Annotated in this window: 6 protein-coding genes; 3 read left to right on the forward strand and 3 right to left on the reverse strand. The window is 65.7% G+C overall.

The window, feature by feature from the left end; translation table 11 throughout:
• Nucleotides 1–13: 13 nt before the first annotated feature.
• The 3 genes from G0A00_RS22850 (at nucleotide 14) to G0A00_RS22860 (ending at nucleotide 3036) form a co-directional block, all read left to right on the forward strand.
• Nucleotides 14–1279, forward strand: a complete 1266-nt coding sequence (locus G0A00_RS22850) for an MFS transporter (RefSeq protein WP_164184701.1) — start codon at nucleotides 14–16, stop codon at nucleotides 1277–1279.
• A 220-nt stretch (nucleotides 1280–1499) separates the two neighbouring features.
• A complete protein-coding gene (locus G0A00_RS22855; RefSeq protein ID WP_164184700.1) occupies nucleotides 1500–2795 on the forward strand; it encodes an adenylosuccinate synthase in 1296 nt (431 codons plus the stop codon).
• 7 nt (nucleotides 2796–2802) lie between these two features.
• Nucleotides 2803–3036 (forward strand): DUF2842 domain-containing protein, encoded by a 234-nt coding sequence (locus G0A00_RS22860; RefSeq protein WP_066105194.1) that lies wholly within the window; start codon nucleotides 2803–2805, stop codon nucleotides 3034–3036.
• 168 nt (nucleotides 3037–3204) lie between these two features.
• Here G0A00_RS22860 and G0A00_RS22865 read toward each other — a convergent pair whose 3' ends face one another.
• The 3 genes from G0A00_RS22865 to ftsY form a co-directional block, all read right to left on the reverse strand.
• Entirely contained in the window at nucleotides 3205–4506 is a 1302-nt protein-coding gene (locus G0A00_RS22865) for an MFS transporter (protein ID WP_164184699.1), read from the reverse strand.
• A 292-nt stretch (nucleotides 4507–4798) separates the two neighbouring features.
• On the reverse strand, nucleotides 4799–5401 hold the full coding sequence (locus tag G0A00_RS22870; RefSeq protein WP_164184698.1) for an inner membrane-spanning protein YciB: 603 nt from the start codon (nucleotides 5399–5401) through the stop codon (nucleotides 4799–4801).
• 284 nt (nucleotides 5402–5685) lie between these two features.
• The coding region (gene ftsY, locus G0A00_RS22875; protein ID WP_203595487.1) for a signal recognition particle-docking protein FtsY at nucleotides 5686–6678 on the reverse strand (993 nt) is incomplete at its 5' end.

Genomic DNA, 6678 nt, shown 5'->3' on the forward strand with positions numbered 1-6678 from the left:
CGGAGCAGACTACATGATCAACGTCTTGGCCAGCGTCTGGGCACTTCTGCTCGGGATCGTGCTCATCATGCTGGGCAATGGCATGCATTTCACCCTCATCGGCCTGCGCGGCGGGATCGAGGGGTTTTCACCCACCGAGCTTGCGGTCGTCACATCCGGCTATTTCATCGGCTTCCTGTCCGGCGCGCGGGTGACGCCGGATCTCATTCGGCGGGTCGGCCATGTGCGGGTCTTTGCCGCGCTTGGCAGCTTCATGTCGGCGGGGCTGATCGCCTTCCCGCTGATCGCCGAGCCTTGGGCCTGGACGCTGCTGCGGGTGCTCATCGGCTTTTGCATGTCCGGCGTCTATGTCACCGCCGAAAGCTGGCTCAACCACGCCGCAAGCAATGAGACCCGTGGCAAGGTGCTCTCGGCCTATATGATCGCGCAGACCCTTGGCATTATTGGCGCGCAGGGGCTGCTGTCGCTGGGCGATGCGGGCACCTCGGCACTGTTCATCGGCGCGTCGATCCTCGTGTCGGTCTCTTTTGCGCCGATTCTGCTGTCGGTCACCCCGGTGCCCGCGGTCGAGGTCGCCCGGCCCATGCCGCTGCGCGCGCTCTTCAAAGGCTCACCGCTCGGCACGGTGGGGATATTCCTGCTCGGCAGCGTCTATGCGACGCAATCGGGCATGGGCGCGGTCTTCGGCACGCAGATCGGGCTCGGCGCCGGGCAGATCGCGCTCTTTGTGGCGATGCTCTTTGCCGGCGCATTGGTGCTGCAATATCCGATCGGCTGGCTGTCGGACCTGATGGACCGGCGCAAGCTGATCTTTGCCACTTCCGTCCTCGGGGCTGCGGCCTGCGCGCTGGGATGGATCACCGGAGGCAACCTTCACGCCCTGCTTGCCGCGGCCTTCCTCGCGGGCGGCGTCACCACGCCGCTCTATGCGCTGCTGCTCGCCTTCACCAATGACGCGCTCTCCGCTGAAGACATGCCCGCCGCCTCGGGCGGGCTGGTCTTCACCTTCGGGCTCGGCGCCATCGCCGGCCCTCTGGTCACCGGCTGGGCGATGCAGACCGCGGGCCCCGCCGCCTTCTGGCTGGTGCTCAGCGCTACCTTCGTGGCGATGGCCCTCTACGCGCTCTATCGCATGACCCAGCGCGCGCCTTTGCCGAAAGAAGAGGCCGAGAGCTATCTCAACGTGCTGCCGACCAGTTCGCCCGTGGCGGTCGAGGCTGCCGGCGCTTGGGCCGCCGAGAACGCCGAGGCAGACCGCGAAGAGCCGCCCCCCTCCTAACCCCCAAAAACCGCCCCCGCTTCTTCTCTTCTAAAATACGCCGGGGGTGAATTGGCCGCAGGCCAAGAGGGGGCAGCGCCCCCCTCATGCCCCCCATAATCAAAGATCGCCGCGGATTCTTTCCGCCACCCGCCGCAACCGCCAATTTGATGGTTCCCCCCGCGGCCCCGTGGATCTATACGGAGCCCGTTTGAACCGCCGGCAAAAGGACAGGTGAGCAATGGCTAACGTGGTCGTCGTGGGCGCCCAGTGGGGCGACGAAGGCAAGGGCAAGATCGTGGACTGGCTCTCGGAGCGGGCCGACGTGGTCGCGCGCTTCCAAGGGGGCCACAATGCAGGCCATACGCTCGTCATCGACGGCAAGGTGTTCAAGCTGAACGCCCTGCCCTCCGGCGTGGTGCGCGGCGGCAAGCTGTCGGTGATCGGCAATGGCGTGGTGCTCGACCCTTGGCACCTGGTGAAGGAGATCGCGACGATCCGCGAGCAGGGCGTCGAGATCAGCCCCGAGACGCTGATGATCGCTGAGAACACGCCGCTGATCCTGCCGATCCACGGCGAGCTCGACCGCGCCCGCGAGGAAGCGGCCACCAAGGGCACCAAGATCGGCACCACCGGTCGCGGCATCGGCCCGGCCTATGAAGACAAGGTGGGCCGCCGCTCGGTGCGCGTCGCCGATCTCGCCGATCCCGCGACGCTGGAACACCGCGTCGACCGCGCGCTGCAGCACCATGATGCGCTGCGCCGGGGCCTCGGCCTCGAGCCGGTGGACCGCGACGGTCTGATCGCTCAGCTGAAAGAGATCGCGCCGCAGATCCTCGAATATGCGGGCCCCGTGTGGAAAGTGCTCAACGAGCAGCGCCGCTCGGGCAAGCGCATCCTCTTCGAAGGCGCACAGGGCGCGCTGCTGGACATCGACTTCGGCACCTACCCCTTCGTGACCTCCTCGAATGTGATCGCCGGGCAGGCCGCCACCGGCACCGGCATCGGGCCGGGCTCGATCGACTTCGTGCTGGGCATCGTGAAGGCCTACACCACCCGCGTCGGCGAAGGCCCCTTCCCGACCGAACTTGATGACGAGGACGGCAACCGCCTCGGCACCCGTGGCCGCGAGTTCGGCACGGTAACCGGCCGCAAGCGCCGCTGCGGCTGGTTCGACGCGGTGCTGGTGCGCCAGACCTGCGTGACCTCGGGCGTCAACGGCATCTCGCTGACCAAGCTCGACGTGCTCGATGGTTTCGAGACCATCAAGATCTGCACCGGCTACGAACTTGACGGCAAGGTGCTCGACCATCTGCCCATCGCCACCGAAGAGCAGCAGCGCTGCGTGCCGATCTACGAAGAGATGGAAGGCTGGTCCGAGTCGACCGAAGGCGCGCGCAGCTGGAACGATCTGCCCGGCGCGGCGGTGAAATACGTGCGCCGCATCGAAGAGCTGATCGGCTGCCCGGTGGCGCTGCTGTCGACCTCGCCCGAGCGCGACGACACCATCCTCGTCACCGATCCTTTCGCGGACTGAGCGCGGCATGGCCCTCAGCTACAAATCCCGCCGCCGCTGGTCGCTGGTGATCCTGCTGGTGGGCCTGCCGCTCTACATCGTCGCGGCGGTGAGCGTGGTCAACGCGCTTGGCCGCCCGCCGATCTGGGTGGAGTTTCTGGTCTACGTCTTCCTCGGGTTCCTGTGGATGCTGCCCTTCAAGTTCGTCTTCAAGGGCGTCGGCAAGGAAGACCCGGAGGCGGAGCCGCCGCGCGAGGACTGAGGCTGCGCCAGAAGGGGCGTATTTGAAGAACAATGAAGGGGCGCGGCCGAGCGGGTCGCGCCCCTTTTTAGTTCCACGGCACGCGACTGGAACCGGGCGGGTGCAGCCGCAACGAAAAAGGGCGCCGGAAGACCGGCGCCCTTTTCCCAATCCGTAAGGCGATCTGCCTCAGACCTTGCCCTTGCCGCTGGCGAAGATGCACAGCAGGGTGATCGCGGCGGCGAAGAGCACGTAGTAGCCCACATAGGCGAGGCCATAGTTGCTCTGCAGCCAAGTCGCGATATAGGGCGCGAGCGAGGCACCGAAGATACCCGCAAAGTTGAAGGTGATCGACGAGCCGGTGTAGCGCACGCGGGTCGGGAAAGGCGCCGCCAGCGCGGTGCCGATCAGGCCGTAGGTCATCCCCATCAGCGCCATGCCCAGCGTCACGAAGCCCATGATGCGCATCTCGTTCTCGACCATCAGCACCGGCACGAGGAAGCTGAACACGCCGATCAGCACGGTGGTCAGCGTCAGGATCTGACGGCGGCCATAGCGCTCGGCCAGCTTGCCGGCCAGCGGGATGAAGGCACCGAAGACAACCGAGCCCCAGATCTGGATCGCCAGCGCGTCGGTGAAGGGGATCTTCACGACCTTGACGTTGTAGCTCAGCAGATACGCCGTGCAGATGTAGAACAGCACGAAGGTCGCCAGTGCCACGAAGGTGCCGAGCACGATCGAGACCTTGTGGTTCTTGAACAGCTCGACCGCGGGCACGGCAACGCGCTCTTCATTGTCGATGGCCTTCTGGAAGTCCGGCGTCTCGGTGATCGACAGGCGCACCCACAGGCCAACGGCGATCAGCAGCAGCGACGAGATGAAGGGAATCCGCCAGCCCCAGCTCAGCAGCGCCTCTTCGCTCATGAAGTGCAGCAGGATCCAGAACAGGCCCGACGACAGGAACAGGCCCAGCGGCGCGCCAAGCTGCGGGAACATGCCGTACCAGTTCTTCTTGCCCTCGGGCGCGTTCTCGGTGGCCATGAGCACCGCCCCGCCCCATTCGCCGCCAAGGCCGAAGCCCTGACCGAAGCGGCAGAGCGCCAGCAGCAGGGGCGCGATCACGCCGATGCTCTCGTAGCTCGGCAGGAAGCCGATCACCACGGTCGAGATGCCCATGGTCAGCAGCGCCGCAACCAGCGTCGCCTTGCGGCCGATGCGGTCGCCGAAGTGGCCGAAGACCAGCGCGCCAAACGGACGTGCGAAGAAGGCGATGGAGAAGGTGGCGAAGCTCGCCAGCAGCGCGGTCATCGGATCGCTGTTGGGGAAGAACAGCGTCGGGAAGACCAGCACGGCGGCGGTCGCATAGACGTAGAAGTCAAAGAATTCGATGGTGGTGCCGACGAGGCTCGCCGTCAGGACCTTGGCCGGGGAGTTCAGCGCCGGCGTGGCCCCGGCGCGCGGCGCGTCATAGGCTGCGTCTGAGAGGGACATTTTATTTCGTCTTTCATTGCGTCTGGAACAGCTTTGTTCCGGGATGGGATCGGTTAACGCAATCAGACCGCGGGTGTAACCCGAGTTCCCGAGTGATTTTGTCAGCCCCGCTATGCGCTTAGCGCATAGCGGGCGAGGCGCGCGAGCGCAAAACCCCTATTTTCAAGGGGGTCCGCCCTGAATTATGCCCTAAGGTCAGCCAGTTGCCGCGGGCACATTTCGCCGCGCAATAAAAATACCCGGAACCAGCGGCTCCGGGCACCCTATCCGTTGCGCAGCATACGAAGCGCTCTCAGTCCTTGTCTGCCTCCAGCGCGTAACGCTTGAACAGCCCGCCTTGGGTCATGAAAAAGGCAAAGACCGCCGCCGTGAGCCCGAACGTCTTGAAGTAGACCCAGTTCTCGGTGCTCATCGTGCGCCAGACGATCTCGTTGAGCAGCGCGAGGCCGAAGAAGAAGCCGCAGATGCGTTTGGTGAGGATCATCCAGCCCTCTTCCTGCAGCGGCATCAGCCCCTCCATCACCTTGCGCAGATAGCTCTCGCCGCGCAGGATGCCGATCAGCAGCGCAAAACCGAAGAGCAGATAGATCAGCGTCGGCTTCATCTTGAAGAAGCGTTCATCGTTAAGCCATACCGACAGGCCGCCAAAGACCACGATCAGCACCGCCGTAACCACCTGCATCGCCGACAGATGCCCGGTGAGCTTCCACAGCAGCCCGGTGCAGATCAGCATCAGCGGAATGAACCCTGCGGTGACCACCACAAAGCCCTGATACTCGCGCCCGCCGATGAGGTAGCTGTTGTCCTTGAGCAGCAGGTAGGCCACGAAAAAGGCCAGCACCGGCCCGAACTCGAGCACCGTCTTGAGGAAGGGATTGATCTGTTTGGTGGCCATGCGGGTCTCCTTGTGCGTCAGCAGAGATAGCGCCCCTGTGCCGCCTTCTCAATGGCGGAACCGCCCCGATGCACAGGACGTTGATCCCCGACCTGCGGAGGAGGCGTCATGATCGAAGAAATCCTGAATGAATTCCGGCACAGCTCTCGGCGGTCCCTGCCCCGGCCGCCTTTGCGCGGCTGATGGCCGCGGTGGTTCTGGCGGGCTGCATCGGGCGCGCACGCGAGCGGCGCGAGAAACCGGCAGGGCTGGGGCGAGGAGTGATCCCCGCCCGCGCCTGACGCTTAGTCCCTTGCGAGCCCGGTGAGCGCCGCGGCGAACTCCTCGGGATCGAAGGGCTGCAGATCGTCGATCTGCTCGCCGACCCCGATGGCGTGGATCGGCAGGCCGAATTTATCGGCCAGCGCCACCAGCACACCGCCGCGCGCGGTGCCGTCGAGCTTGGTCATCACCAGACCCGACACATCCGCAACCTGCTGGAAGATTTCGACCTGCCGCAGCGCGTTCTGCCCGGTGGTGGCGTCCAGCACCAAGAGCGTGTTGTGCGGCGCATCGGGGTCTTTCTTGCGGATCACCCGGACGATCTTGGCCAGTTCCTCCATCAGGTCCGCGCGGTTCTGCAGGCGGCCCGCGGTGTCGATCATCAGCAGATCGGCGCCCTCGGCCTGCGCCTTGGTCATCGCGTCGAAGGCAAGGCTGGCCGGGTCCGAACCCTCGGGCGCGGTCAACACCGGCACCCCGGCGCGATCGCCCCAGACCTGCAGCTGCTCGACGGCAGCAGCACGGAAGGTATCGCCCGCAGCGATCACCACCGATTTGCCGGCGGCGCGGAACTGGCTGGCGAGCTTGCCGATGGTCGTGGTCTTGCCCGAGCCGTTGACCCCCACCACCAGCACCACCTGCGGCGTCTTGGCGTAAAGCGGCAGCGGCTTGGCCACCGGCTCCATGATCCGCGCGACCTCGGCAGAGAGAAGCTCCTTGATCTCCTGCGTCGAGACGCGTTTGCCATAGCGCCCTTCGGCGATATTCGCGGTCACCCGCAGCGCGGTGTCCACGCCCATGTCCGAGGCGATGAGCAGTTCCTCGAGTCTTTCGAGCATCTCATCATCAAGCGCCCGGCGCACCACCGGCTGCGCCGGTGTGCCCTTGCCGAAGAGCCGCCCGATCAGGCCACCGCCGCGCGCCGGCGGCACCTCGGGGTCCTGCAGCGGCGCGGGCACCTCCAGCGGCACCGGCCCGGGAGCGGGGTCGGCGGGCGGCACAACGGGGGCCTCTTG

Source organism: Salipiger sp. PrR002, assembly GCF_010500775.1.
Lineage (GTDB): Bacteria > Pseudomonadota > Alphaproteobacteria > Rhodobacterales > Rhodobacteraceae > Salipiger.

Excerpts from the sequence above, each read along its gene's own strand:
- G0A00_RS22870 (WP_164184698.1), bottom strand. The coding sequence starts at position 5,401 with ATGGCCACCAAACAGATCAATCCCTTCCTCAAGACGGTGCTCGAGTTC.
- G0A00_RS22850 (WP_164184701.1), top strand. The coding sequence starts at position 14 with ATGATCAACGTCTTGGCCAGCGTCTGGGCACTTCTGCTCGGGATCGTG.
- G0A00_RS22855 (WP_164184700.1), top strand. The coding sequence starts at position 1,500 with ATGGCTAACGTGGTCGTCGTGGGCGCCCAGTGGGGCGACGAAGGCAAG.
- G0A00_RS22865 (WP_164184699.1), bottom strand. The coding sequence starts at position 4,506 with ATGTCCCTCTCAGACGCAGCCTATGACGCGCCGCGCGCCGGGGCCACG.
- G0A00_RS22860 (WP_066105194.1), top strand. The coding sequence starts at position 2,803 with ATGGCCCTCAGCTACAAATCCCGCCGCCGCTGGTCGCTGGTGATCCTG.